This window comes from Allobosea sp. GW822-FHT03F07 (assembly GCF_058801345.1).
Genome location: NZ_JBXAND010000003.1, coordinates 64215 through 89174, shown reverse-complemented (window position 1 = coordinate 89174; position 24960 = coordinate 64215). Strand labels below are relative to the sequence as shown.

Here is a 24960-nt window from a genome sequence, read left to right as displayed (position 1 = left end):
AAGCCGCTCTTATCACGAGAGATAGCGAGCAGCGGGTGCGGGTTCAAGCCGGTGGAAGAGTGGCGAAAAGCCGCTCCGCCTCGGCCAGATCATCGGGCTTGTTGGCGTTGAAGAAGGGATCGACGGGCGTGACCGGCCATTCCGCGCTGGCGCAGCCATGGCGGGCGGTCCAGCGGTCGATCTTGCGCTCGTCTTCCACCGTCAAAGCATGGCGCAGTTCCTCGCGCAGCGAGACGGGCCAGAGCCCGATAACGGGATGCGTCCACCCGCCCGATGCTGCGCAGGCGAGCGGCACGTTTTCGGCCTCTCGCACCGCATGCAGGCGGGCGACGAGATCGCGCGGAATGAAGGGCGTGTCGGCGGCGACGCTGACCAGCCATTGCAGCTCCGGCCGGCGGCGCGCCATCCAGTCGAGCCCGGCGAGGATACCGGCCAGCGGCCCGGCGAAACCCGGCACGTCGTCCTGGACGACCGGCAGGCCATAGTCCGAGAAGCGGGCGGGATCGCCATTGGCGTTGATCAGGAGCCCGTCGCATTGCGGCGACAGGCGCTGGACGACATGGGCGAGGATGGTGCGCCCCGCGATCGTCCGCAGCGGCTTGTCGCCGCCGCCCATGCGGCGGGCGAGACCGCCGGCGAGGAGCAGGCCGAGGGTGGGAGCGTCAGTCATCGCCCGCCCCCTTGCGGCGATGGCGCTCGCCCTCCTCCTCGACCGCGGACGGATCGGCATCGAAAACGATGTTCTCCTCCCCCGACAGCGCGACGAAGCGCTTGCCGCGCGCCCGGCCGATCAAAGTCAGGCCCGCCTTGCGCGCGAGTTCCACGCCCCATTCGGTGAAGCCCGAGCGCGAGACCAGCACGGGGATGCCCATGCGTACGGTCTTGATCACCATCTCCGAGGTCAGGCGGCCGGTGGTGTAGAAGATCATCCGGGCGGGATCGACGTTGTTCCGGAACATCCAGCCAGCGACCTTGTCGACGGCATTGTGGCGGCCGACATCCTCCATATAGACCAACGGCTTGTCGGCTTCGCAGAGCACGCAACCATGGATCGCGCCGGCCTCGAGATAGAGCGAGGGCGTGGTGTTGATCTTCCTCGTCAGCGCATAGAGCCAGCTTGTGCGCAGTTCCGCCTTAGGCAGCTCGATCTCGTCGATCGCCTCCATCAGGTCGCCGAAGGCGGTCCCTTGAGCGCAGCCCGAGGTCAGCGTCTTCTTCTTGAGCTTGTCCTCGAAATTGGTGCGCTCCGGCGTGCGGACAACGACGACCTCGAGCTCCTCATCATAGTCGACGGCGTCGACGACATCGCCGCGCTTCAGCATGTTCTGGTTCAGGAGGTAGCCGAGAGCGAGATCGTCGGGGTGATCGCCGATCGTCATCATCGTGACGATCTCCTGCGCGTTCAGATAGAGCGTCAGCGCGCGTTCGGTGACGACGCGGGTTTCGACTGCGGCGCCGGTCTGGTCGATGCCGGAGACGGTCGCGCCGAGACGTGGCGCCTGCGGATCGGGCCGGACGAGGTAATCGTCGAGGAAGCTCATATCCTGCGCCATAGCGGCTGCTCCAGAGACGGCGTCAGGCGGCGGCGCGCGCCAGGGACAAGGCCCAGGCCTCGATCGCATCCGCCTCGGCAGGGAGTTCGAACCACTCCTCGCCGGCGAATTCGCGCCAGGCCGGCAGGACGTCCTGCCTGACGGCGATCAGCAGCGGTACACCAGCCATCAGCGCCATGCCGATTTCCTGGCGCAGACCCTGGCCCAGCATCTCCTGGCGGCCGAACTTGTTGACGATGACGAGTTCGGTGCCATCCGCCAGGGACGCCGTCAGCGCCGCACCGGCCGCGGCGAGGCCGGTGGCATCGAGCCTGCATCCGGCCGATGCGGCGCCGCGGTTTTCGCTGATCGGAAAGCGGGCGCCGCTGGCGAGATCTTCCAGCGCCATCGACCGGCAGCCCTCGTCGCAATCGCCGTCATTGTGCTGCACGACGCCGCCGAGGCGCAGACCGCTGGCCTTCAGGCGACGCGCGAGATCGGCCATGAACCGATCGATTTCGAACCCGGAAGCGTAGGGAATGGCGGCCAGCAGCGTCATGACGACGTCATCCCACGAAAATGCCCGCCATGAAAGCGCCGCTAGAGCCCGAGCGCTTTCGTCGCAGGTCATGCCGCGGCGCTCAGCAAGATGCGGCCGAAGTGTTGCGCGCGCCCTACAGTCGCGCCCGCCAGGTCCCGTTACGGTAAAACAGGTCTAATCTCCGGCGCGATGCCGGCAAGCCCTTCGTCCGGTTCTGTCAATTCATGTCCCGTCGTCGCAACCAGGCCCCGCTCGATCCCGCCGCCGATGCCGCGTTGCTGCTACGACGCATCGGCTTCGGCACGCTGGCGCTCGTCCTGCCGATCGCGTCTCTGGTCTCGCGCCGCGCTGCCGTGGTGCTGGCGCCGATCGGGGTCGTGCTGCTGGTCATCGCAATGCTGATCGAGGATCCGCGTGGCTTCGTCTCGACGTTGAAGCAGGCGGTCGTGAGCCTGCCGGGCATGATTCTGGTCGGCCTTGTCGCCTGGGCCGTCCTGTCTCTGGTCTGGAGCCCCTACACCACCTCGGCGACCGAGAAGGCCGGCAATCTCGTCCTGGCGATCGCCCTCGGCTTCTGCGGCATGGCCGCGCTGCCGGAGCGGATGCGGGCCTCGAACCTCAACCTTGCGGCGCTGGGCACCGGTATCGCCGGCGTCTTCGCGCTGGCGCTGATCGTGGTCGCGGCGCTGCGCCATGCCGATACGGATGCCGGCGTCGAGCGCGGTATCAGCGTCGTCCTGATCATGGCCTGGCCGGCGCTCGCCTGGCTGCTCTCGCGCGACCGGGGGTTGAGCGCTGTCGGGCTTGCGCTGGTCGTCGGCCTGCTCGCCCTGACGCGCTTCGAGGATGGCGAGGCCGTCGCCATGATCTGCGGCGCGGTCGCCTTCGGTGCCGTCAGCGCCAACCGCGAAAGGTCGTCCGCCATCATTGCCGCGATCATCGCCGGACTGATGCTGATCGCGCCGATCCTGCCGTTCCTGCTGATCCCGATCGTCTCGCGCTTTCCGCAAGGGTCGAGCGACCTCGCTCAATCGCTGTCGGTCTGGGCCGATGTGGTTAGCGGCGCGCCGGTCCAGCTCATCACCGGCCATGGCCTCGACACCGTGCTGCGCGGCCGCGTGATCGGGGCCCTGCCGCAATCGGCGCCGACGACGCTGCTCTTCGAGACCTGGTACGAGCTCGGCCTTGTCGGTGCGGCGGCGGCGGCGTTCTGCCTGTATTTCGCGATCCGCGCCGCAGGCCGCATGCCGAGCGCGCTGGCGGCGGGCGGCGTCGCTGCCTTCACCACAGCCTTCGCTCTGTCGGCGCTCGGCTTTGCGACGCTACAGCCCTGGTGGCTGATGACGCTGACGGCCGTGGTTCTGATGTTTGGAGCCATTGCGCGCGGGCAATACCGGACCGATCGGCCGATCGCGCCGCTGCCGTTGAAGCCCGCTGGCGTCACGCGCCCGAAGGCCGGAGGCACGCCCGGCCCGGCGTAAGGTTCAGGCCGCCGCCTCGCGACCCGCATTGACGGCGTGGCAGGCGACTCCGTCGATCACCGGCGGATTCTCGATCCTGCAGCGGTCGAAGACCAGCGGGCAGCGCGGATGAAAGGTGCATCCGGAAGGCGGCGAGATCGGATTGGGGATTTCGCCCTTCACGCCCGCACGTTCCTTGCCGATCATGGCGAGGTCGGGCACCGCGTCGAGCAGCATGCGGGTATAGGGATGGCGCGGCGCCGAGAAGAGCTGCCGCCCCTCGGACACCTCGACAAGACGGCCGAGATACATCACGCCGATGCGGCTCGCCATGTGCCGAACGACAGCGAGATTGTGCGAGATGAAGAGATAGGTCAGCCCGAGGCGCTCCTGCAGATCGCGCATCAGGTTGAGGATCTGGGCCTGGACGGAGACGTCGAGTGCGGAGGTCGGCTCGTCGCAGACGATGAACTCGGCATTCGAGGCGAGCGCGCGCGCGATCGCGATGCGCTGACGCTGCCCGCCGGAGAACTCATGCGGGAACTTGCGGCCGTCATCGGGATGCAGACCGACCAGCGTCAGCAATTCGCCGACGCGCTCGGCGATGGCCTGCTCGCCGTCGACGATGTCGAAGGCGCGGATCGGCTCGGCGATGATGCGGCCCACGCGCCAGCGCGGATTGAGCGAGGCGTAAGGATCCTGGAAGATCATCTGGATGCGGCGGCGCAGGCGCTGGCGCTCGTGGGCGGCCGCGGCGTCGTGCATCGAGACACCGGCGATCGTGACCGTGCCGTCCGAGGGCGGCAACAGCCCGACCACCATGCGCGCCACGGTCGATTTGCCGGAACCGGATTCGCCCACCAGCGCAAAGGTCTCGCCCTTGCGGATGTCGAAGGAGACGCCGTCGACGGCCTTGAGATATTGCCGCGGCGCATTCTCCAGCACGCGGTTGAGCCAGGGCTTCGAAACGTCGAAGACGCGCCGGAGGTCGCGGACCTCGACGAAGGGCGGCTCGGCGGCAGGGTTTCTGCTCACGCGGCGATCTCCACTCTGGCGCCGCCCAAGGGCGGTTCGTCATAGAGATGGCAGGCGACCTTGCGGTCGCCGACCTGAACGAGTTCGGGCCGCTCGACATGGCAGCGGGCAAAGGCGTGCGAGCAGCGCGGGTTGAAGGCGCAGCCCGGTGGGATCGCCGAGAGCCGCGGCATCGAGCCGGGGATCTGCACCAGCCGTTCCGCCTCGCCCTCGAGCGAGGGGATCGCCCCCATCAGCCCCTTGGCATAGGGGTGGAGCGGCTCTTTCACCACCTCCCGCACGGGGCCGATCTCGGCGACGCGGCCGGCATACATCACTGCGACGCGATCGGCCGTCTCGGCGATGACGCCCATGTCGTGGGTGACGAGCATGACCGAGGTGCCGCGCTCGCGGCAGAGCTTCTTGATCAGCGCGATGATCTGCGCCTGCACGGAGACGTCGAGCGCCGTCGTCGGCTCGTCGGCGATAATGAATTCCGGCTCGGCGCAGAGCGCGAGCGCGATCACCACGCGCTGGCGCATGCCGCCGGAGAATTCATGCGGATAGCCGTCGATGCGGCGCTCTGGCGCGGGAATCCCGACCTCGTCGAGCAGCGCGATGGCGCGGGCGCGCGCCTCTGCGGCGCTCAGGCCGGTGTGGACGCGGATCGTCTCGATCAGCTGCTCGCCGACCCGGTAGAGCGGGTTGAGGCTGGTCAACGGGTCCTGGAAGATCATGCCGATGCGCTTGCCGCGGATCTTGCGCATGGCATCCGGCGGCAGGTTGTCGATCCGCTCGCCCGAGAGCACGACCTCGCCGCCGGCGATCCGGCCGGGCGGGTCGATCAGGCCGATAATGGCCGCGCCCGTGACCGACTTGCCGGCGCCGGACTCGCCGACCACGCCTAGCACCTCGCCGCGCCCGACCTCGAACGAGACCCGGTCGAGCGCGCGCAACGTGCCGCGCCGCGTGACGAACTCGACGGTGAGGTCGCGGACGGAGAGGACGGGCTTGTCTGGCTCGGCAGGCATCGCTCACCTCAGCTTCGGGTTGAGCGCATCGCGCAGCCAGTCGCCGAACAGGTTGATCGACAGGGCAAGCAGCACCAGTACGAGAGAGGGGAAGAGCAGGATCCACCACTCGCCGGAGAAGAGATATTGCTGGCCGAAGCGGATCAGAGTGCCGAGCGAGGGCTGGGTCGGCGGCATGCCGACGCCGAGGAACGACAAAGTCGCCTCCTCGATCACGGCGAGCGCCAGATTGATCGTGGCGATGACCAGCACAGGGCCGGCGACATTGGGCAGGACGTGCTTGAGCATCACCGGCCAGGCCTTGAGGCCGATCAGCCGCGCGGCGTCGACATAGACCTTGTTCTTCTCGACCAGCGTCGAGCCGCGCACGGTGCGGGCATATTGCGCCCAGTTCGACAGGCCGATGGCGATGACGAGCACCAGCAGCGTCATGCGCTCCTGCAAGGCCGGCGGGATCAGCCCGCGCGCAACGCCGAAGACTAGCAGCGCCACCAGGATCGCCGGGAAGGAAAGCTGCACGTCGGCGACCCGCATGATCAGCGCTTCGGTGCGGCCGCCGACATATCCGGCGACGAGGCCCAGGCCCACGCCGATGACCAGCGAGAACAGCACGGAGGCCGCGCCGACCAGGAGCGAAACCCGCGAGCCGTAGAGAATGGCCGAGAGGATGTCGCGCCCCTGTGCGTCCGAACCGAGCCAGAAGACCTTGCCGGTGATCTCGTTTGGCTCCATCGGCCGCGAGAAGCCGTCGGAGAGATCGAGCGAGGCCGGATCGAACGGGTCGTAGGGCGCGATCAACGGGGCCGCGACCGCGGCCAGCACGAGCAGCAGCGCCATCAGCGTGGCCACCACCGTCACCGGCGAGGACCGGAAGGAGAAGGCGATGTCGGAATCCCAAAGCCGCGCGAAGCGGCCCGGAGGCTTCGATGTGGCAAGCGGGGCGCTGCTCATCGCTCGTCTCCCTACTTCGCCATGGCCGGATTGCCTGTCCGCAACCGCGGATCGAGCGCGACATAGACGAGATCGACGATGATGGAGGTCAGCACGAAGACGAAGGCGACGAAGAGCAGATAGGCCGACATCACGGGCACGTCGACGAACTGCACCGCATTGACGAAGAGCGCCCCCAGTCCCGGCCACTGGAACACCGTCTCGGTGACGATGGCGAAGGCGATGACGCCGCCGAGCTGCACGCCGGCGATCGTGATCACGGGGATCATGGTGTTGCGCAGCGCGTGGCGAAACTCGATGCGGTGTTCCGGGATGCCGCGGGCGCGGGCGAAGCGGATGAAATCGGTCCGCATCACCTCCAGCATTTCGGAGCGGACGAGGCGCATGATCAGGGTGAGCTGGAGGAAGCCGAGCGTCAGCACCGGCATGACCAGCGATTTCAGGCCGCTCGTCGTCAAAAGCCCGGTCGTCCACCAGCCGAGCGCGACCGTGTCGCCGCGGCCGAAGGAGGGCAGCCAGCGCAGTTCCACGGCGAAGATGTAGATCAGCCCGATGCCGATCAGGAAGGTTGGCAGGCTGACGCCGATCAGCGACAGCGACATCACCAGATTGGCGATCCAGCCATCGCGCCGGATCGCCGCATAGACGCCGAGTGCGATGCCGACGACGAAGGCGAAGATCGCCGAAAGCACGGCCAGTTCCACCGTTGCGGGAAGCCGTTCGAGGATCAGCGAGGAGACCTTGCGGCTCTGGCGGTAGGAGATGCCGAAATCGCCGCGCGCGGCATCCGCGACGAAGCGGGCGAACTGCAGCGGCACGGGATCGTTGAGGCCGAGCCTTTCAGTCAGTTCGGCGCGGTCCTGCAGCGTCGCTTCCTGCCCGAGCATGTTGACGACGGGATCGCCGACGAAGCGGAACATCGAGAAGGCGATGAAGGCGACGGCCAGCATCACCACGAGTCCCTGCATCAGCGAGCGCAGGATATAGGCGAGCATAAGGAAGCCCTGTTCCAATCAAGCGTGAACCGCTCCGTCATGCTCGCCCCTGTGGCGAGCATCCACGTCTTGAACACCGCCCTCGACCGGAGAAGGCGTGCATGGTCGGGACAAGCCCGACCATGACGGCGGTGTTTCGCGAGCATTCGCGAAACGACCTAGGATCCCTTGAAACTCACCATCTTCAGCTTCGGGTTGTTCGCCACATCGACCGGGATATCGAGCGAGGTGCTCATCGCGTAGCTCAGCGATTGATGATGGATCGGCAGGTAGATCGTCTCGTCCTTCAGCTTGGCCCAGAGCTTGGCGATGGTCGCGTCGCGCTTGGGAATGTCGACCTCCCTGGAGAGCGACTGGATCATCGTATCGACCTCGGCGTCCTTGTAGCCGGTGGCGTTCCAGGAACCCTGCGAGCCGGTGCGCGAGTGATACATGTAGGAGAAGATGTAGTCGGAATCGTAGGTCGGGACGCCCCAGCCGACGAGATAGAACTCGGTCTCGGGCGGGTTCTTCTGGATCAGGTTGAAGTGGATCGACTTCGACTGCGAGACGAGGTTCACCTTCACGCCGATCTGGCCGAACATGCCGACGGCCGCCTGGCAGATGCCCTCGTCATTGACGTAGCGATCATTGGGGCAATGCAGCGTCACCGAGAAGCCGGTGGGATAGCCTGCCTCCGCCAGCAGCGCCTTGGCCTTGGCGACGTCGGTCGGCGGCGCTGCGTCGAGTTCCTTCGTCCAGCCATTCACGAAGGGAGGCATGATCACGCCGGTCGGCACCGATTCGCCGCGCATCACGACGCGCTGGATCGCCGGGCGGTTGATCGCCATGTTGAGCGCCTGGCGCACGCGCTTGTCGGCGAAGGGGTTCTTGCCCTGGACATCGTCGCCCTTGAGATCGGCGGAGGCGACGTCCATGCCGAAGAAGATGGTGCGGTTCTCGGCGCCCGAATTGACCCGGAGCTTCGGCTGGCTCTTGAGGCGGGCGATGTCCTGCACCGGCACGTCCTGGACGAAGTCGACCTCGCCCGAGAGCAGTGCCGCGACGCGGGTAGCATCCTGCTTGATCGGGACAAGGGTCAGCTCGGTGATCTCGAGCGGCACCTTGGCCTTGTTCCAGTAGGCGTCGTTGCGCTTCATCACCGTCTTCACGTCGGTCTCGCGCGAGACCAGGATGAAGGGCCCGGTGCCGTTGGCGTTGCGGACGGCGAAGTTCTCTTCCTTGTTCTTGAAATCCTGGGCCTTGGTGGCGCCGTTCTTCTCGGCCCAGGCCTTGCTCATGATGCGGATCGAAGAGGTGTTGTTGACCAGCAGCGGGTTCGGCCCTTTGGTCTTGATCCGCACCGTCAGGTCATCGACCTTGCTGACCTTCTCGACCGAGGTCAGGTAGCCCTTGAAGTCGGAGGTCGGCTGCATGGCGCGCTCATAGGAGAACACCACGTCGTCGGCGGTGAAGGCGCTGCCGTCATGGAACTTGACGCCGGATTCGAGCTTGAATTCCCAGGTCGTCGGATCGTCCGGCAGCACGCGCCAGGACGAGGCGAGCAACGGCAAAAGCTTGCCGGCATGGTCGCGCTCGGTCAGGCTTTCATAGATGTGCTGGTTGAGCGAGGTCGTGGGGCCTTCGTTCTGGCCGTGCGGATCGATCGTCAGGGCGTCGCCCGCGGCGGCCCATTTCAGCGGCCTGGCCTCGGCCGCGCCGAGCGCCAGCAACGAAACCCCGAGCAACGCGGCAGCAAACCCGAAAACACGCGATTTCATCGGATGATACCTCCCCTTGCAGGCAGCGAGGGCGCCTGAAAGGAGGGGATGTTAGGGGCAGGCCGCGCACGAGTCACGGGTCTAATACGCGCAGGCTGCATAGCCGAAAGCAGCATGTGCGCGGTTTTGTGGCAGGCGGCCAGAGGAGTTCGCGGGCAGCGCAATTTGCTCGTGATCGCCTACCGGATATTGCCCATTGGCCGCCTTCGACCTTCGCCACCCCTACGAGTCTGCAGGGCGACGAGATCTGGTGCTGGTACGTTGTTTATTTCGTTGCGCCCCGCCATCGGTTTGAACGAAACACCGCGCGCCTTGGCCCATCGGGACGCAAGTGGTTGGCCCTGGGCTCTCGGCCTCGACTCCGGGCGCGAAGCTATCGTTCGGCAACTCTTCGAACGTTTGCGGAATGGAGCCCGCTGAGCAAGCGGACAAAAACGCGCAAAAGGCGATGACCGACGATAGCGGCAGAATGCGTCGCGCAATGAGGTTCATGTAGCCGTCTTATCCTGCCGAATCCCGTCGAGGAAGCCCACGATGCGCCGCAGCTCAGATGGGCTCGGAGGTCTGCTACGGGTGGCTAGCTGACTTTCACCGGTGCCAACGCACTGCTCCGTGTCGCGCCAACAAAAGACGTTGGCTCACCGCGGGATAGCGGACATTCGGCTTCGCATCTTGCAGCTGAGCGGCCACCAACTGGTTCTCTGAAGCGGACATTTTGAGGTCGTCGGTAGGACGCGTTCATAAATCCGGTTCGGTGAGCGCGACTCGCTGAGTTTCCGCTTCGCTTCGAAGCACGAATTGTTGCGTCGCGGCGAAAATGACGCGATGCCCGGGCCGGTAGCGGGAGGTATGCACGCCGCCAAACGTCAATTCACCTTCTCAATGTCTCCTGGCTTCCAGCTTTTGTTGATGGCCGCTTCTGTTGGGCCGTAAAGCCTGAGGATGGCAAAAAAACCTCTGCCGGGAATCGTCGCAAGCCAGTTTCCCTCTTTGCCAATCGGCGCTTGCGGACCGAGGTAAAGGTCCGTGCTGCCGTCGGCGTTCTGGACCGGCTTGTCGCGCGAGCCAAGCGAGGGGAATGGTTGCCCGTTGGCAAGGCCCGAGGCGTTCTCGGCTTCGTAGAGTGTCACCGACCAGAAGTTGGCAGCGGGAATGTTCACCGGTAGGTTGATTTTGTAGCTCGACCCGCCCGAAAGTGGCGCACCAGCAGCATCGGTAAAGGCGACAACGTATTTCGCGCCCTTGCCCGGAATCTGCGAGATCATGCCCGGGCTGATTGAGTAGTAATCGGTGAAAAACCAGATGCGTGTGTTCAGGTCGAGATAATTGCCGTCCTTGCGGTGCCAATTCAGATCGAACGGGCCACCCGGATTAGCGGGCGTGCCGTCTGCGATAGGATTGAGCCATTGGCGATCGGTATACTGACGGAATGACCTGCCGCTGACGGCCTCCTCAAACCCGATAACCCGGCTCATTTTGTAGCCAGTCTTGGCGGCACGATCCAGAATCTCGCGCGTGCGGTTATCGGGCGAAAACGCCTGATCTTTGACGATGCCAATCGATGCCAACATGCCGAGCCAATCGGGACCGGCGAGATTGTCGCCCTCACGGTCCAGCAACAGCTTGAGCTGATCAAAGGCGCTAGCATCACTGATCGGCAGCAAGTTGGCTGCAACGCCCGAGGCGTCGGGATATTTCATCTGCTTCGCGTTGGCCGCGCCGTTGAGCGGATAGATTTTTGTTCGTTCGAGGTGCGCCACAGCGGGCGCCAGGTTCTTTGGGTCTTGATAGAACCCGCGCAGAAAGACGAACACATTATTTGTTGCCGAACGATAGACAAAGTAGCCTTCAGGCACAGTGCCCTTGTAGCCGGGCGGAAGTATCAAAAATTTTCCCCCTTTGCCCTCATCCGGTCCAAACAGGCCGACGTCGCCGGCAAAGTTGCCGCCATCGACGGGTATGGGGCGCTGCCAATAATCGAGCAGGATGCCTTGCAGTTCCGGCGGTGCCTCCATCACCACTGGACCATCCTTGCCCAGGTCAACGTAGCTCATCGCGTAGAGGACGTCGGAATTGGGGGTCGTCACCAGGGTCTTGGCATCAAGTCGCTGCTTCCAGATCGGCAGAACGTCGTAGCCGGCGCCAAATGCTTTTTCCGATCCGACCTGCATGCCGAGCGTGTTGAGCAACGGCAAAGCCCAAAGGTACGTCTGCGTGGCGCGCTGGAAGAGCAGTTCGTCGCGCAGCGTTTGCGCGGTTTCCTTGGTGGGCCGGCCTTCCGCAAACGGCAGGTTGGCGAGCTTATCGAAGTGGCTCTCCTGAGCGCTAGTCAGCGTGGCAGAGCCGCTTATCGCTAGCGCACCTAACAGCGCGGCGGCAATGGGGGCGCGAGTGATTGTCATGATCTTCCCCGTTGCGCAGGACAAACTGTTCAGCTCACCACGGTGACCGTCGGCGGCTGCCAAGTGGCGTCAAGGATGGCTTTTTCGGGCCAGTAGGAGCGAATGTAGAGCGAGAACGTGCCTTCGGGCGCAGGCAGCCAGTTGGATTCCTTCTCCATGCCCGGCGATTGGGCGCCGGCATAAAGCGTCAACGACCCGTCCGCATTGTATTTAAGACTCTTGCTCTTGGTCCCCAGCGAATAGCGCTTCAGCGCATTAGGATTAAACATGTGCAAATCGTTATAGAGCGTCAAGGACCAGAAGCCTTTGACCGGCGGGACCTTAGAAAATGTGATCGTGTAGTTATTCTGGCCGTTTAGCTGCTTGCCCGCACTGTCGTCGTCCGTGTAGATGTATTTCGTCTCCTCGGGGAGATTGTCGTACATGTTCGACTTGGAGGTGGCCGCGCGGTTGACATAATCGGTGCCCCACTGGGCGCCGTTGACAGGCGAATTCCAGCCGTTGCCGGCGGCTCGGCCGTTGTTGCGCCAGTGAAAGAACGGGTCGATCAGCTCGCGCTCCGCGACCACAGCGGTTTCCTTCAGCGTCTGCTTGATTTGCGGGTCCTTGGCTGCAGCTTCCAGCACACTGCCGATCCAGTTGTAGAGGGCTTCCTCGCCGGGCAGGGGCGGCACCTGGTTCATGACTGTTGGCAACTCGTCGAAGAAGGTCTCCGGCACCACCCATTTGTGCTCGCCCTTGCCGCCAGACGCGGGCGCAGGAAAGTGTGGCAGCTTGCTCCAATCCTTGGTCTTCATCTTCCCGTCGAACTCCGAAAGCGGGTAGTAGAGGACCTGACTGATCAGCGGCTGGATCGCTTTGTGATCCGCCTCCGTGTCATCCATGAAGATGCGTGGGCCGACGAATGCCAGCGGCGTGGACGAGCGCACCACCGCGTTGATACCGGCAGGCTTGTTGCCCTTCCAGTTCGGGCCGACCATCAAATAAAAGCCGGGCTTGGTGCCGTATTGCTTGCCGATCTGGGAGAATTCGTCGGTGCGCGCGTCATAATGCGCATAGACCCAGAAGCGATCTCCGAAGTTCGGCACTTGAAAGACGACGGCCTCTTTGTCGAGCGGCATGAAGCCCGCGCCATAGACCACATCCTGATTGGTGCATGTGACAAACGTCTGCTCGGGACTGATGTAATTGGTCAGCATTGCGTTCCGGCCGAACGCGATTGGCAGCGCTCCGCCCAGCAAGCCGGGTTCGGGCGCTTGCGCGAACGCTTTGGATCGATTGAAATTGTTGACCAGCGGCCAACCCCAAAGGTAGGCGATGCGTCCCACCGATTGGACGTAAGCCGTGTTCATGGCAGTTCCGGGCGGCGGACCGGGAACGCGGGCGGCGGTTGTCGGGATCGGGACCTGCTGCGCTCTAGTCTCTCCCGCCAACATCATGAGGGCGGCTCCGGCGCCGACTAAGGGGAACAGGGTTCGACGATCCACTTCCCCGAGCCGGTCTTGGTTCTCTCCGGCGTCGCGATGCGGCGTTGCCATGGTATGGCTCCTGACAGTGCCATTTGGATCGCACCGAACACGGTAACCTAAACTGGTGGAGCCCGATAGTTCCCTTGAGGCACCTGCATTTTTAGCCGCGCTGAACCGCCCGAAACCGGAGACGCTACGAACGTCAGCAACGGGCCAACTCAGGGCTCTCCGAGCGCCCCCAGCAATGTCCGAGTTGGGTCGGAAACAGACCTCCGCGCATGTCGACAGTGGAACCAGCAGCAGCCCCCCGCACCCGCAGCAAGGGCGAAGGGGGTCCGTCGCCTCCCACCTCGCTCAATCGCGCTACCGCGCCATATCCGCGATCAGCCTCCGCACAAACTCCGTGCCCGCATCGAGCTGCGCCACGGTGATGAACTCGTCGGGCTGGTGGGCCTGGGCGATATCGCCGGGGCCGCAGACCACCGTCGACCAGCCGGCGCCCTGGAACAGGCCGCCCTCGGTGCCATAGGCGACGACATGGCGGCCGTTGTCGCCGGTCAGGCGGCGGCAGATCTCCTCGGCGGCGCCGTTCTCCTCGGGGCCCATGGCCGGGGTGTCGGAGGTGATGACGAAGTCGATGCCGGTCTCGGGGGCGATCGCCTGCATCTGCGCTTCCAACTCGGCGACCTCGGCGCGATAGCGCTGCGCATAACTCTCGAAGGTCTCGCCGGGAATGCAGCGGACCTCATGGGTGAAGCTGCAATGCTCGGCGGTGATGTTGACCGCCGTGCCGCCCTGGACGACGCCGACATGCAACGTGGTGTAGGGCGGTTCGAAGCCGTTGCCGGGGGCAGTGCGGGCCTTGTTCTCGGCCATCACCTTGTTGTGCCAGTCGATCAGCCGCCCGCCGATCATCACGGCGGGCACGCCGACATCGACGCGGCTGGAATGCACGGCGTGGCCGCGCACGATGGTGCGCATCCGCATGCCGCCCTTGTGACCGGTGACGACCTGCATCATCGAGGGCTCGCCGACGATGACGGCGGCCGGCTTCAGCCCGTCTTCGACCATCGCCTTGATCAGCACGCGCGCGCCCTGGCAGCCGACCTCCTCGTCGTAGGAGAGCGCGATGTGGATCGGACGCTTGAGCGGTGCCTTCAGCATCTCCGGCACCAAGGCGAGCGCAATCGCGTCGAAGCCCTTCATGTCGCAGGCGCCGCGCCCGTAGAGCTTGCCGTCGCGCTCGGTCAGCGTCCAGGGATCGGAGGTCCAGTCCTGGCCGGCGACCGGCACGACATCGGTATGGCCAGAGAGGACGACGCCGCCTTCAGCCTTCGGCCCGATCGTGGCGTAGAGATTGGCCTTGTCGCCATCGGCGTTGTGCGCCAGCGTGCTCTCGACGCCGAGCCCAGCGAGGTAGTCGCGGCAGAAATGGATCAGGTCGAGGTTGCTGCGCTGCGATTCCGTGTTGAACGAAACCAGCTTGGCCAGCATTTCCTTAGGCGTCATCGTCACGAGGCGGTTCTCCAGAGAAGGCGGCCCAAGGCAGGTTTCATACCGCGGCGCATCATTTGGCCCTTCTGATATATTTTGTAGGCTTCCTCGCCCCGCCTGCCAACCGCGCGTTTCCGTGGGCAGCGATGCGCCCCTATAAGGGAACGACGAAGCAAGAGGCGCAGGCATGAACTTCGACGTCACTCTGGGCGACATCCAGGCCGCCGCGGCGCGTATCGCGGGCAAGATCCGGCGCACCCCGACCTTCCACAGCGCCGGCCTCTCGGCCCGGCTCGGCGTCGAGACCGTGGTCAAGGTCGAGAGCCTGCAGCTCGGCGGCTCCTTCAAGGTGCGCGGCTGCTTCAACAAGCTGATGAGCCTGACCGACGGGGAATTTGCGCAAGGCGTCGTCACGGTCTCCGGCGGCAATCATGCCATCGCGGTCGCGCTGGTGGCGAAGACCATGGGCTGCCGCGCGCTCGTTCTGATGCCGAAGAATGCGGCGGCCTTCAATGTCGAGATGGCCCGCTCGCTCGGCGCCGAGGTCGAACTCTGCGACGACTCGATCGCAGCCTTCGCGAAAGCCGAGGACTACGCCGCGCGCGGCATGACCAATGTCCATTCCTATGACGACCCGGCGATCATCGCCGGCCATGGCTCGCTCGGCCTCGAAATGAACAACGATGCCGGCGGGCGGCTCGACCATGTCTTCATTTCGATCGGCGGCGGCGGCTTCGCGGCCGGTGTCGGCGCGGCGATGAAGGGGCTCGATCCGGCGCTGCGCATCCATGGCGTCGAGACCGAGGGCGCGACGACGATGACCCAGGCGCTGGCAGCGGGAAAGCCTGTGCCGATCCGGCCGACATCGATCGCCCGCACGCTCGGCGCCCCCTTCGCGACGGAGCGGACGATGGCCGCGGCGCGGCAGTTCGTCGAGGACATCGTGATCGTGCCCGATGCCGAAGCGGTGCGCGAGATCGGCTGGGTGCTGCAGAACGGGCGCGTGCTGCTGGAGCCCGCCGCCGCCTGCGTCGTCGCCGCAGCCGAGGCGCGCAAGGCGATGTTCAAGCCGGGCGAGCGCGTCGGCCTCGTACTCTGCGGCTCGAACGTCGCGCTCGACGACATCGCGGCCTGGAAGGCGCAGTTCGGCGTGTGAGGCCGCCGCCCGCCGTCGCCAGACGTGACGAGGGCGCAGGACCGGATCGCTGAGCTGAGCCTTGACGCTGCTCCGCGTTCGGGCTTCTGGAGGACATGCTGCCGCACCCGCCTCGATCGGCGGGGGGCCATCGCGGCGGGTGCGGACGAAATGCGAGGGGATGAAATGAAGGTTCTCGACCACAGGACGCAGCCGCAGGACAAATGGCGCGACGGCGTGATGACCGAGATGCGGGTTTCCGCGCTCGTGCAGAGCAAGCAGCTCTGCATCTTCGAGCAGTTCTGCGAGCCCGGGCTCGGCGCGCCGATGCATCTGCATGCCGTCGAGGAGGTTCTAGAGGTCATGGGCGGCACGGCGGAGATCTATCTGCGCGACGAAAAGATGGTCGTCACTGCCAACCAGTCGGTGCTGATCCCGGCCGGCGCCCGCCACGGTTTCAAGAACATCGGCACCGACACGCTGCATGTGCGCGCGACGCTGGCTGCCGCGATCTTCGAGGCGTCCTATGACGACCGCAACGAGCTGTCGCGCCGCTACGTTCCTGCGGACGCCTGAGCCGCACCGCGCAAGCCAACATCCCTGACCAGCCGTCACCGGCGGATCGCTTTCCGACATCCGAGGATCCCATGCCCAAAGCCGAACTCATCGCAGCGCTTGCTCCCGAGATCACCGCGATCCGCCGCGATTTCCACCGCCATCCCGAGTTGATGTACGACGTGCACAGGACGGCCGGCATCGTGGCGCAGAAGCTGACTGAATGGGGCGTCGACGAGGTCGTGGCCGGCATCGGCAAGACCGGCGTCGTTGGTGTGATCAAGGGCAAGAACCAGGGCTCGGGCAAGGTGATCGCGATGCGCGCCGACATGGACGCGCTGCCGATCCACGAGGAGACCAATCTCGAGCACCGCTCGACCGTGCCCGGCAAGATGCACGCCTGCGGCCATGACGGCCACACCGCCATGCTGCTCGGCGCCGCCAAGTACCTCGCCGAGACGCGCGATTTCGACGGCACCGCAATCGTGATCTTCCAGCCGGCCGAGGAAGGCGGCGCCGGCGCCAAGGCGATGATCGACGACGGGCTGATGACCCGCTTCGGCGTCCAGGAGGTCTACGGCATGCACAACAAGCCCGGGCTGCCGATCGGCCAGTTCGACGTGCGCAAGGGCCCGACCATGGCCGCAGCAGACCGCCTTCACATCAAGATCGAGGGCAAGGGCGGGCATGCCGCCGCGCCACACCGCGTCAATGACCCGATCGTCGCGGCCTGCCAGCTCGTCACCGCGCTGCAGACGATCTCCTCGCGCAATGCCGACCCGCTCGACTCGATCGTCGTTTCGGTGACGGCGCTCAATGCCGGCGAGGCCTTCAACGTCATTCCGCAGACGGTCGAGATCAAGGGTTCCGTGCGGACGCTGACGCCGCAGATGCGCGACCTCGCCGAGAAGCGCGTCACCGAGATCACTGCAGGGCTGATGAACGCCTTCGGCATGGCCTATTCCTGTGAATATCATCGCGGCTACCCGGTGACATTCAACCATGCGGCGCAGGCCGAGTTCGTGGTCGGCACGATCGAGGCCGCCTTCGGCGAGGGCAAGGTCGATACGACCGTGCCGCCGACCATGGGCTCGGAGGATTTCTCCTACATGCTGGAGGAGCGCCCGGGCGCCTTCATCAATATCGGCAACGGCGACTCGGCCGGCCTCCACCACCCGGCCTACGAGTTCAACGATGCGGTCATCCCGGTCGGCGTGACCTATTGGGCCAACCTGATCGAGACCGCGATGCCGGCGCGCGGCTGAGAGGCAAGGCGCGCATGCATGACATCGATTGCCTGGTGATCGGGGCTGGCGTCGTCGGCCTCGCGACGGCCCGAGCGCTGGCCCTAGCCGGCCGCGAGGTCGTGATCGTGGAAGCGGCCGAGGGCATCGGCACGCAAACCTCGGCCCGCAACAGCGAGGTCATCCATGCCGGGATCTACTATCCGCCAGGCTCGCTGAAGGCGCGCGTCTGCGTCGAGGGGCGCAAGCGGCTCTACGCCTATCTCCGGGAGCGCGGCCTGCCGCACAAGGCCTGCGGCAAGCTGATTGTCGCCACATCCGCCGCCCAGAAGCCGGCGCTGGAAACGATCATGGCCCGCGCCAAGGCGTCCGGTGTCGATACGCTGCGCTGGCTCGACGCCAGCGAGGCCAAGGCGATGGAGCCGGAGGTTCGCTGCGAGATCGCGCTGCTCTCGCCCGACACCGGCGTGGTCGACAGCCATGCCCTGATGCTGTCGCTGCTCGGCGAATGCGAGGCTGCCGGCGGCTCCCTCGCGCTGAATACGCCGATCGCCGGCTGGCGCCGCGAGGCCGACGGCTTCAGCGTCAATTTCGGCGGCGACGATCCCGCGACCTATTCCGTCAGGACGATCGTCAATTCGGCGGGCCATGGCGCGCCGCGGCTGCTGCACAGCCTCGAAGGCTTCCCGGCCGAGCACATCCCCAAGCAGTCCTTCGCCAAGGGCAACTATTTCGCACTGCTGGGCAAGCAGCCCTTCTCGCATCTGGTCTATCCGGTTCCGGAAGCGGCGGGCTTGGGCATCCATGCGACGATCGACATGGGTGGGCGGGTCAAGTTCGGACCCGATGTCGAATGGGTCGAGAACGATCAGGATCTCGTCGTCGATCCTGCACGGGCCGAGAAGTTCTATGCGGCTATCCGGACCTACTGGCCGAGTCTGGCCGACGGTGCGCTCGTCGCCGACTACGCCGGCATCCGCCCGAAGCTCCACGGCCCGAACGAGCCGATGCCGGATTTCCGCATCGACGGGCCGGACGTCCATGGTGTGGCTGATCTCGTCAATCTTCTGGGCATCGAGAGCCCAGGACTGACGAGTTCGCTCGCGATTGCGGAGATGGTCGTGGAGAAGCTTCAACGATGAACGCAGGTTCGCGGTATGTCGGCCGTATCATCGGAGCAGGACGAACGAAATCCGGACTGCCCGCCCTTGCCTACCGCGTGTCGAGCCGTTCCTTTCCCAACCGGGAAGCTTCGCGCCATGGCGACACCGTGCGGATCGTGCCGCGGGAAGGCTCCGCCGATGCCGCCTCGGACAGCCCATACATCGCCTATGAGTGCCTGCTCTGGAACGACAGGCACGCCGTGGCCAGCAACGGCACGCAGACGAGGCCGATCTTCGAGCGGCTGAAGGCCGGCAACTCGATCAGGGATGCCCTCGCCTCTGTTCTGCTGGGTCTCGACAGGGAGTTCGACAGCCAGGACACGCCCAGGATCTGTGCCGTGGTCGATCGCGCAGACGGCGCGATCTTTATCGGGAGCATCAGCGCCGAGGCCCTATCGATCTTGCCCATGGTCGTTCCGCCGGGACAGATGGCCTATGTGTCGACCTATGGCGGTCCCCTGCCCTGCCGTGAACAGATCGATACCGCCTTCTCCGCCACGAACGCCGCCGAAGCCTGCCGGCACCTGATCGAGGGCGCCGTCTTCGCCGGATTCGATAAACCCGTCTGTGCGACGGCATTCCTTCACGGCGCGGACGGCTCGGACGTGGCGGTTCTCAACCCGTAGCTGTCGATCAGCTCAGCCCCGAGCCGCCTTGAACGCCTCGCTGGCCTCCTTCGCGAGCTGCGTGATCCGCTTCCAGTCGCCAGCGGCGATGGCATCGGCCGGGACGAGCCAGGAGCCGCCGACGCAGATGACCTGCGGGAGCGCGAGGTAAGACGAGAGGTTGTTCAGGCCGACGCCGCCGGTCGGGCAGAAGCGCATCTGCGGGAAGGGTCCCGAAAGCGCCTTCAACGCGGGCGGCCCGCCCGCGGTCTCGGCGGGAAAGAACTTGGCGACCGTCCGGCCCGCCGCAACGGCACGCATGCAATCCGATGCGGTGGCGACGCCCGGCAGCCAGGGCAGCCCGGCCTGCTTCAACGCTTCATCGACGGTTTCGCTGAAACCGGGGCTGACCACAGCCTTGGCGCCGGCATCCCTGACCTGCGCGACCTGGGCCGGGGTCACGACCGTGCCGGCGACGGGCAGCGCGTTCGGGACCGATTTCGCAATGGCCTCGAGCGCGGCGAGGCCGGCCGGGCGACGCAGCGTCACCTCGACGACATCGATGCCGCCGGCCACCAACGCGTGAGCGAGGTCGATGGCGCGCCCGGCGTCCTCGATCACCACGACCGGAACCACGCCACAGGCCTTGAGCCGGGCAATCGCGGCAGTCTCGTCCATCGTCTCGTCTTTCAATCGATTTGAAGGCGTCGGAGGCGGTCTACTCTTTCGCCCAATAGACGTCGAGCCCCTGAGGACGCGCCAGCAACAGGTCGACCGGCAGCGGCGTCGACCGCTCGGAGGCCGCAGTCAGCACCGCTTCTTTCACCGTGCCGGAGATCAGGAGGCTCGCCCAGCCGGCTCCGGCCAGACGCGCCGGCGACAGCGACAGGCGCGGCGGCGAGCCGTTCGGTTGAGCAATGACGATGCCGCTGTCCGGTGCCGCCAGAAACGCTGGTTCGCCGCCGGGAAACAGCGAGGCGATGTGTCCGTCCGTGCCCATGCCGCTGACGAGCAGATCGAGGGGCGGCACCTGGGCCAGTTCGGCGCAAAGAACCGCCGCAGCCGACTCGATGTCGCTGCCATGGCCGTGGAAGGAGAGAAAGCCGACGCGGCCTTCATGCAGCGGCGCGAATTGCTCGCGGATCATGCGCTCGTTGGAGGCGACGTCGTCGGGTGCGACGAAGCGCTCGTCCGTCGGCATCAGCGTCACTTTTTCCCAAGCCAGATCACGCTCTCCAAGTGCGGCGAGGAAGCGCGCAGGCGTCGTGCCGCCGGGCACGGCGAGCGAGGCCCTGCCCTGCTCCTCCAGCAGCGCGCGCAGCCGGATGGCGACCGCCTCGGCCAGTGCCTCCGAGGCATCGGGCAGGCTGGCGAAGCGATGCCAGGCAACAGTGCCGAGAGGCTCCATCAGACGAGATCCGGATCGGCCCAGGAGCGGCCCTCGCGCTCGATCAAGCCGATCGCCTGCGAGGGGCCCCAGGAGCCTGCGGCGTAGCGGTGCGGATGCGGCGTGTAGTCCTGCCAGCCGGCGATGATCGGATCGACCCAGGTCCAGGCCTGCTCGACCTCGTCGCGATGCATGAACAGGGTCTGGTCGCCGCGGATCACATCCGTCAGCAGCCGCTCATAGGCATCGGGCGTACGCTCGTCGAAGGCGGTCGAGTAGCGCAGATCGAGCTGGCGCGGCACGACCTTGAGCCGGCCGGAGCCCGGCACCTTCATCATCAGCTGGAGCTGCACGCCGTCATTGGGCTGGAGCCGGATGACGAGGCGGTTGGCGTCGAGACGGTCGCAGGAGCCGCTGCCGAAGATCGAATGCGGCACCGGCTTGAAGGTGACCGCGATCTCTGAATAGCGCTGCGCCATGCGCTTGCCGGTGCGCAGATAGATCGGCACGCCGGCCCAGCGCCAGGTGTCGATCTCGCAGCGTATGGCGACGAAGGTCTCGGTGTTGCTGGCATGGCCGAGTTCCTCGGCATAGCCGCGCACCCGCTGGCCGTCGATCTGCCCGGCGACATATTGCCCGCGCACGGTGTAGCGCTGGACATCGGGCCCGACGATCGGGCGCAAGGCCTTCAGCACCTTGATCTTCTCGTCGCGGACGGCGCCGGCCTCGAGCATGTTCGGCGGCTCGATGGCGAAGAGCGTCAGCAACTGCATGAGATGGTTCTGGACCATGTCGCGCATGTGCCCGGACTTGTCGTAGTAGCCGGCGCGCTGCTCGAGCCCCACAGTCTCGGCGACGGTGATCTGGACATGATCGATGTCGCGGCTGGACCAGGAGCGCTCGAACAGCGTGTTGGCGAAGCGCAGCACCAGGAGGTTCTGCACCGTTTCCTTGCCGAGATAATGGTCGATCCGGTAGGTGCGGTCCTCAGGCAGGATGCGCGCGACGGCGTCGTTGATCTCGCGGGCCGAGGCGAGATCGCGGCCGAGCGGCTTCTCCAGGATGACGCGCGAGGTCGGCGTCAGGATGCCGCCCGCAGCGAGATTCTCGCAAATCGGGATGAAGAGGTCCGGCGGCGTCGAGAGATAGAAGGAGCGGACGCGGCCATTGTCGCCCAGTTCCTTCTTCAGTGCGGCATAGGTCTCGGGCTTGACCGCATCGAGGCACACCGTAGTGACGCGCTGCAGAAAGGCGTGGACGTCGCTCTTCGAAAGGCCTTCCTCGGTCAGCCGCTTGGCGATCTGCTTCGGCAGCCCTTCGATGTCCTCCGCCTTGCGGACAATGCCGATGATCCGGCTCTCCCCGGGCAGCACGCCCTCGCGGCTGCGCTGGGCCAGGGCCGGAAACAGCTTGCGCAAGGCGAGATCGCCACCCGCGCCGAAGATGACCAGATCGAAGGGCGGAACCGGGGTCCGCTCGGGGATCGTTTCGGGCCGGAGGGCGGGTTCGGCGATGGCGTCCATGTCTCTCACTTCCCCAAGCCTGTCGCGCTTCCCGGCCCGGCCGCGATTGCCGGGCCAAAGCTGCCGGGCGATGTCCATCAGGACGCCGGGCTTGCGACGAGAATGCGACCAAGGCGTGCGATTGCCAAACGCTTTGCGCGCAGAGCATCCCGGTCACCCGCGCCTGAAACCCTCGCTCGCGGTGAGCAATTGCTGCGCATAGGCCGTGTGCGGATTGCGCGCTGCCAGCGTCTGCGCCGTCATCTCCTCGACACCACGGCCGAACTGCATCACCAGCAGGCGCTCGCACATATGCGCGACGACCGCGAGATCGTGGCTGACGAGGATATAGGTGAGCTTTCGCTCCTTGCGCAGGGCTTGCAACAGATTCAACACCTCGGCCTGGATGGAGACGTCAAGCGCCGAGGTCGGTTCGTCGAGCAGCAGGATCGCCGGTTCGAGCACGAGCGCGCGCGCGATCGCGACGCGCTGGCGCTGGCCGCCGGAGAGCTGATGCGGGTAGCGGAAGCGGAAGGAGGGGGGCAACCCGACCTCCGACATCGCCCGGCCGATGCGCTTCTCGGCATCGCCGATGCCATGGATGGCCAGGGGCTCGGCCAGCGTGTCGTCGACCGTCTTCTTGGGATGCAGCGAGCCATAGGGGTCCTGGAAAACCATCTGGACGCGGGCATGGAAGGCCTTGCCGCGCCGCTTCGGCTGGGCCTGGCCCTCGATCTCGATCGCGCCGCTCCAGTCGCGGTTGAGGCCGGCCAGCACGCGCAGCACGGTCGACTTCCCCGAGCCGGATTCGCCGACGATGCCGTAGCTCTCGCCGGGCGCTACCGCGAAGGCGAGGTCTTTCACGACATGGGAATCGCCGAAGGAGACATTGAGCCCGTCGACCTTGATGGCGGGTTGCGGAGACATGCCAGACTTCATCATGCCAGCCATGCCGGATCACGCTTGAGAGTGGCGAGTTCGGCTCGCGGATGGTCGAGATCGGGCAGGCAGCCAAGCAGCCCCAACGTGTAGGGGTGGCGGCGGGCGCGCGCCGATTCGTCGGCGAGTTCGGCGGCCGGCAGCGTCTCCATCGCCTTGCCGCCATACATCACGATGACACGGTCGCAGAAGGACTGCACCAGATGCAAATCGTGGCTGATGAAGATCAGCCCCATGCCGCGTTGCGTCACGAGATCGTCGAGGATCTTCAGGATCTGGAGCTGGACGGTGACGTCGAGGGCCGATGTCGGCTCGTCGGCGATCAGGATATCGGGCTCGGCGATCAGCATCATCGCGATCATGACGCGCTGGCCCATGCCGCCCGAGACCTCATGCGGGTAGAGGTCGTAGACGCGGGCGGGCTCGCGGATCTGGACCTGCTCCAGCATGGCGAGGCTGCGCTGCTTCGCCTCGCGGGCGCTCGCCCTGTGATGGACGCGGTAGGCCTCCGCGATCTGGTCGCCGACCGTCCGGACCGGATTGAGCGAGAATTTCGGGTCCTGCATCACCATCGAGATGTGGCGGCCGCGCAGCTTGCGGCGGGCGCGCTTGTCCATCGTCAGCAGGTCCTGCCCGCGATAGCTCAGGCGATCGGCCGTGACCACGCCGGGATGCGGGATCAGGTCGAGGATGGCGCGGCCCGTCATCGACTTGCCGGAACCGGATTCGCCGACGATGCCGAGGCGCTCGCGGCCGAGCGTGAAGGAAAGGCCCCGCACCGCATGGACGATGCCGGTCGGGGTGTGGAAATCGACACGCAGATTGTCGAGCTCGAGGAGCGGCTGTTTCATGCCCTTGCTTGTGGTTTGTTCGCTCATGGCGCTCACCTGGCATCCATGACGTCGCGCAGGCCGTCGCCGAGCAGGTTGAAGCCCAGCGCGACGATGCAGATGGCGATGCCGGGGAAGGTCGCGACCCACCACTGATCGAAGATCTGCTCGCGGCCGGCCGAGATCATCGCGCCCCATTCGGGGATCGGCGGCTGGGCTCCCAGACCGAGGAAGCCGAGGCCGGCCGCGATCAGGATGACACCGGCCATGTCGAGCGTCGTGCGCACGATCAGCGAGGGCAGGCACATCGGCACGACGTGCTTCCAGACGATGCGCCATTGCGAGGCACCCTGCAGCCGGACGGCGGCGATATAGTCCTGCTGGCGGATGATCAGGGTCTCGGCGCGGGCGACGCGGGCATAAGGCGGCCAGGCGGTAATGGCGATGGCGATGACTGCGTTCTCCAGCCCTGGGCCGAGGGCGGCGACGAAGGCGAGCGCCAGCACGAGCCGAGGGAAGGCGAGGAAGACGTCTGTGATGCGCATCAGCAGGCGGTCGACCCAGCCGCCGAGATAGCCCGAGGTCGCGCCGATCAGGAGGCCGATCGGGCCTACGGAGACGACGACGAGCAGCACGATGACCAGGGTGACGCGCGTGCCGTAGACGATGCGGCTGAAGATGTCGCGGCCAAGGGAGTCGGTGCCGAAGAAGTTCGCTCCCGAGGGCGGCAGCAGGCGCTTGTCGAGGTTCTGGGCCAGAGGATCGGCGGTGGCGATCAGCGGCGCGAAGGCCGCGACCAGCAGCAGCGCGACGATGATGGCGAGGCCGAACATCGCCAGCGGGTTGCGGCGGAAGGCGAGCCATTTCCGATAGGCCTGCCCGAGGCGGGCCTGACGGCGCGAGGATGGGGAATCGGAGAGGAGATAGTCGGTCCAGGTGGTCATGCCGGCC

Annotated in this window: 23 protein-coding genes; 6 read left to right on the top strand and 17 right to left on the bottom strand. The window is 65.8% G+C overall.

Annotated features, from left to right (window positions below):
- Window positions 1–43: 43 nt before the first annotated feature.
- From mobA to AC1RMY_RS11750, 3 genes are read right to left on the bottom strand one after another with little or no spacing between them, the layout of a single operon-like run.
- Window positions 44–670, bottom strand: a complete 627-nt coding sequence (mobA, locus tag AC1RMY_RS11760; RefSeq protein ID WP_492864593.1) for a molybdenum cofactor guanylyltransferase MobA — start codon at window positions 668–670, stop codon at window positions 44–46.
- Window positions 663–1553, bottom strand: a complete 891-nt coding sequence (gene fdhD / locus AC1RMY_RS11755; RefSeq protein ID WP_492864591.1) for a formate dehydrogenase accessory sulfurtransferase FdhD — start codon at window positions 1551–1553, stop codon at window positions 663–665. The genes mobA and fdhD overlap by 8 nt, the downstream gene beginning before the upstream one ends.
- A gap of 22 nt (window positions 1554–1575) precedes the next feature.
- Window positions 1576–2091, bottom strand: a complete 516-nt coding sequence (locus AC1RMY_RS11750) for a DUF2478 domain-containing protein (protein WP_492864589.1) — start codon at window positions 2089–2091, stop codon at window positions 1576–1578.
- Window positions 2092–2297: 206 nt separating this feature from the next.
- Here AC1RMY_RS11750 and AC1RMY_RS11745 point away from each other — a divergent pair, with 206 nt between their 5' ends.
- The gene (locus AC1RMY_RS11745) at window positions 2298–3554 is read left to right on the top strand and encodes a peptide ABC transporter permease (protein ID WP_492864588.1); all 1257 of its coding nucleotides are present in this window, start codon (window positions 2298–2300) and stop codon (window positions 3552–3554) included.
- A gap of 3 nt (window positions 3555–3557) precedes the next feature.
- On the opposite strand, the gene AC1RMY_RS11740 is transcribed toward AC1RMY_RS11745, so the two are convergent.
- From AC1RMY_RS11740 to argE, 8 genes are all read right to left on the bottom strand, one after another.
- Window positions 3558–4568, bottom strand: a complete 1011-nt coding sequence (locus AC1RMY_RS11740; protein WP_492864586.1) for an ABC transporter ATP-binding protein — start codon at window positions 4566–4568, stop codon at window positions 3558–3560.
- Window positions 4565–5578, bottom strand: coding sequence for an ABC transporter ATP-binding protein (locus tag AC1RMY_RS11735; protein WP_492864584.1), 1014 nt, complete (start codon window positions 5576–5578; stop codon window positions 4565–4567). The genes AC1RMY_RS11740 and AC1RMY_RS11735 overlap by 4 nt, the downstream gene beginning before the upstream one ends.
- A gap of 3 nt (window positions 5579–5581) precedes the next feature.
- Window positions 5582–6529: an ABC transporter permease gene (locus AC1RMY_RS11730; RefSeq protein WP_492864583.1), complete on the bottom strand. Its 948-nt coding sequence runs from the start codon at window positions 6527–6529 to the stop codon at window positions 5582–5584.
- Window positions 6530–6540: 11 nt separating this feature from the next.
- Entirely contained in the window at window positions 6541–7524 is a 984-nt protein-coding gene (locus AC1RMY_RS11725; protein WP_492864581.1) for an ABC transporter permease, read from the bottom strand.
- A 158-nt stretch (window positions 7525–7682) separates the two neighbouring features.
- The gene (locus AC1RMY_RS11720; protein WP_492864580.1) at window positions 7683–9284 is read right to left on the bottom strand and encodes an ABC transporter substrate-binding protein; all 1602 of its coding nucleotides are present in this window, start codon (window positions 9282–9284) and stop codon (window positions 7683–7685) included.
- Window positions 9285–10150: 866 nt separating this feature from the next.
- The gene (locus tag AC1RMY_RS11715; protein WP_492864578.1) at window positions 10151–11686 is read right to left on the bottom strand and encodes a DUF1254 domain-containing protein; all 1536 of its coding nucleotides are present in this window, start codon (window positions 11684–11686) and stop codon (window positions 10151–10153) included.
- A 29-nt stretch (window positions 11687–11715) separates the two neighbouring features.
- A complete protein-coding gene (locus AC1RMY_RS11710) occupies window positions 11716–13224 on the bottom strand; it encodes a DUF1254 domain-containing protein (RefSeq protein ID WP_492864577.1) in 1509 nt (502 codons plus the stop codon).
- 294 nt (window positions 13225–13518) lie between these two features.
- Window positions 13519–14664, bottom strand: coding sequence for an acetylornithine deacetylase (gene argE, locus AC1RMY_RS11705; RefSeq protein WP_492865299.1), 1146 nt, complete (start codon window positions 14662–14664; stop codon window positions 13519–13521).
- Window positions 14665–14836: 172 nt separating this feature from the next.
- Between argE and AC1RMY_RS11700 the strand changes: the two genes are divergently transcribed.
- From AC1RMY_RS11700 to AC1RMY_RS11680, 5 genes are all read left to right on the top strand, one after another.
- A complete protein-coding gene (locus AC1RMY_RS11700) occupies window positions 14837–15805 on the top strand; it encodes a threonine ammonia-lyase (RefSeq protein WP_492864576.1) in 969 nt (322 codons plus the stop codon).
- Window positions 15806–15970: 165 nt separating this feature from the next.
- Window positions 15971–16360, top strand: coding sequence for a cupin domain-containing protein (locus AC1RMY_RS11695; RefSeq protein ID WP_492864574.1), 390 nt, complete (start codon window positions 15971–15973; stop codon window positions 16358–16360).
- 71 nt (window positions 16361–16431) lie between these two features.
- Window positions 16432–17604 (top strand): M20 aminoacylase family protein, encoded by a 1173-nt coding sequence (locus AC1RMY_RS11690; RefSeq protein ID WP_492864573.1) that lies wholly within the window; start codon window positions 16432–16434, stop codon window positions 17602–17604.
- Between the two features lie 14 nt (window positions 17605–17618).
- Window positions 17619–18725, top strand: a complete 1107-nt coding sequence (locus tag AC1RMY_RS11685) for an NAD(P)/FAD-dependent oxidoreductase (RefSeq protein ID WP_492864571.1) — start codon at window positions 17619–17621, stop codon at window positions 18723–18725.
- A complete protein-coding gene (locus AC1RMY_RS11680) occupies window positions 18722–19372 on the top strand; it encodes an IMP cyclohydrolase (RefSeq protein WP_492864569.1) in 651 nt (216 codons plus the stop codon). The genes AC1RMY_RS11685 and AC1RMY_RS11680 overlap by 4 nt, the downstream gene beginning before the upstream one ends.
- 12 nt (window positions 19373–19384) lie before the next feature.
- Here the strand turns inward: AC1RMY_RS11680 and eda are convergent, their stop codons facing one another.
- The 6 genes from eda to nikC all read right to left on the bottom strand — a co-directional run bounded on the left by eda (window position 19385) and on the right by nikC (window position 24953).
- Entirely contained in the window at window positions 19385–20029 is a 645-nt protein-coding gene (gene eda / locus AC1RMY_RS11675; RefSeq protein WP_492864568.1) for a bifunctional 4-hydroxy-2-oxoglutarate aldolase/2-dehydro-3-deoxy-phosphogluconate aldolase, read from the bottom strand.
- A gap of 40 nt (window positions 20030–20069) precedes the next feature.
- Complete coding sequence (locus AC1RMY_RS11670) at window positions 20070–20759, bottom strand: 6-phosphogluconolactonase (protein WP_492864566.1); 690 nt, start codon at window positions 20757–20759, stop codon at window positions 20070–20072.
- On the bottom strand, window positions 20759–22261 hold the full coding sequence (gene zwf, locus AC1RMY_RS11665; RefSeq protein WP_492864564.1) for a glucose-6-phosphate dehydrogenase: 1503 nt from the start codon (window positions 22259–22261) through the stop codon (window positions 20759–20761). The genes AC1RMY_RS11670 and zwf overlap by 1 nt, the downstream gene beginning before the upstream one ends.
- 153 nt (window positions 22262–22414) lie before the next feature.
- The gene (locus tag AC1RMY_RS11660; protein ID WP_492864562.1) at window positions 22415–23167 is read right to left on the bottom strand and encodes an ABC transporter ATP-binding protein; all 753 of its coding nucleotides are present in this window, start codon (window positions 23165–23167) and stop codon (window positions 22415–22417) included.
- Window positions 23168–23178: 11 nt separating this feature from the next.
- Window positions 23179–24030, bottom strand: a complete 852-nt coding sequence (locus tag AC1RMY_RS11655) for an ABC transporter ATP-binding protein (protein ID WP_492864560.1) — start codon at window positions 24028–24030, stop codon at window positions 23179–23181.
- Between the two features lie 32 nt (window positions 24031–24062).
- Window positions 24063–24953: a nickel transporter permease gene (nikC, locus tag AC1RMY_RS11650; RefSeq protein ID WP_492864558.1), complete on the bottom strand. Its 891-nt coding sequence runs from the start codon at window positions 24951–24953 to the stop codon at window positions 24063–24065.
- Window positions 24954–24960: the final 7 nt, after the last annotated feature.

Coding starts and splice junctions, on each gene's coding strand:
- mobA (WP_492864593.1), bottom strand. CDS start 670: ATGACTGACGCTCCCACCCTCGGCCTGCTCCTCGCCGGCGGTCTCGCC.
- fdhD (WP_492864591.1), bottom strand. CDS start 1,553: ATGGCGCAGGATATGAGCTTCCTCGACGATTACCTCGTCCGGCCCGAT.
- AC1RMY_RS11750 (WP_492864589.1), bottom strand. CDS start 2,091: ATGACGCTGCTGGCCGCCATTCCCTACGCTTCCGGGTTCGAAATCGAT.
- AC1RMY_RS11745 (WP_492864588.1), top strand. CDS start 2,298: ATGTCCCGTCGTCGCAACCAGGCCCCGCTCGATCCCGCCGCCGATGCC.
- AC1RMY_RS11735 (WP_492864584.1), bottom strand. CDS start 5,578: ATGCCTGCCGAGCCAGACAAGCCCGTCCTCTCCGTCCGCGACCTCACC.
- AC1RMY_RS11730 (WP_492864583.1), bottom strand. CDS start 6,529: ATGAGCAGCGCCCCGCTTGCCACATCGAAGCCTCCGGGCCGCTTCGCG.
- AC1RMY_RS11725 (WP_492864581.1), bottom strand. CDS start 7,524: ATGCTCGCCTATATCCTGCGCTCGCTGATGCAGGGACTCGTGGTGATG.
- AC1RMY_RS11720 (WP_492864580.1), bottom strand. CDS start 9,284: ATGAAATCGCGTGTTTTCGGGTTTGCTGCCGCGTTGCTCGGGGTTTCG.
- AC1RMY_RS11715 (WP_492864578.1), bottom strand. CDS start 11,686: ATGACAATCACTCGCGCCCCCATTGCCGCCGCGCTGTTAGGTGCGCTA.
- AC1RMY_RS11710 (WP_492864577.1), bottom strand. CDS start 13,224: ATGGCAACGCCGCATCGCGACGCCGGAGAGAACCAAGACCGGCTCGGG.
- argE (WP_492865299.1), bottom strand. CDS start 14,664: ATGACGCCTAAGGAAATGCTGGCCAAGCTGGTTTCGTTCAACACGGAA.
- AC1RMY_RS11700 (WP_492864576.1), top strand. CDS start 14,837: ATGAACTTCGACGTCACTCTGGGCGACATCCAGGCCGCCGCGGCGCGT.
- AC1RMY_RS11695 (WP_492864574.1), top strand. CDS start 15,971: ATGAAGGTTCTCGACCACAGGACGCAGCCGCAGGACAAATGGCGCGAC.
- AC1RMY_RS11690 (WP_492864573.1), top strand. CDS start 16,432: ATGCCCAAAGCCGAACTCATCGCAGCGCTTGCTCCCGAGATCACCGCG.
- AC1RMY_RS11685 (WP_492864571.1), top strand. CDS start 17,619: ATGCATGACATCGATTGCCTGGTGATCGGGGCTGGCGTCGTCGGCCTC.
- AC1RMY_RS11680 (WP_492864569.1), top strand. CDS start 18,722: ATGAACGCAGGTTCGCGGTATGTCGGCCGTATCATCGGAGCAGGACGA.
- eda (WP_492864568.1), bottom strand. CDS start 20,029: ATGGACGAGACTGCCGCGATTGCCCGGCTCAAGGCCTGTGGCGTGGTT.
- AC1RMY_RS11670 (WP_492864566.1), bottom strand. CDS start 20,759: ATGGAGCCTCTCGGCACTGTTGCCTGGCATCGCTTCGCCAGCCTGCCC.
- zwf (WP_492864564.1), bottom strand. CDS start 22,261: ATGGACGCCATCGCCGAACCCGCCCTCCGGCCCGAAACGATCCCCGAG.
- AC1RMY_RS11660 (WP_492864562.1), bottom strand. CDS start 23,167: ATGTCTCCGCAACCCGCCATCAAGGTCGACGGGCTCAATGTCTCCTTC.
- AC1RMY_RS11655 (WP_492864560.1), bottom strand. CDS start 24,030: ATGAAACAGCCGCTCCTCGAGCTCGACAATCTGCGTGTCGATTTCCAC.
- nikC (WP_492864558.1), bottom strand. CDS start 24,953: ATGACCACCTGGACCGACTATCTCCTCTCCGATTCCCCATCCTCGCGC.